This is a genomic window from Blastococcus sp. CCUG 61487 (assembly GCF_005222955.1).
In the GTDB taxonomy this organism is placed as follows: Bacteria; Actinomycetota; Actinomycetes; order Mycobacteriales; family Geodermatophilaceae; genus Blastococcus.
In genome coordinates, this window is the sequence record NZ_LWUA01000165.1 from 1 (window position 1) to 304 (window position 304).

The 304-nt window shown below is 80.6% G+C and carries 1 protein-coding gene; it reads left to right on the top strand.

Features of this window, described 5'->3' with window-relative positions:
- On the top strand, positions 1-190 hold a 190-nt coding region (locus tag A6V29_RS09345), incomplete at its 5' end, for a hypothetical protein (protein WP_212719180.1).
- Positions 191-304 lie beyond the last annotated feature (114 nt).

Here is a 304-nt window from a genome sequence, read left to right on the forward strand (position 1 = left end):
CACCGGCACCGGCGCTGCCGCGCCGCAGCAGCAGCGGTCCACCGGGCCCGCGGGGCACGACCGCGACGACTGGCAGGGCCGGGACCGCGACGACCGGAACCGGCGCGACAGGGACCGCGACGACCGGCACGACCGGGACCGCGGCAAGGGCGGCCACGGGCACGGGAAGGGACGCGGCAACGGGCGGTGAGCGAGGGTGGCCGGGGCCCGGCCGCGACCACCCCGGCCCGGGGGTCAGCCGCCCCGGCTGACCTGCGCCTCGATCACGCCGCGGCAGGCGGTCCGCAGCGCCTCGTTCGAGGTG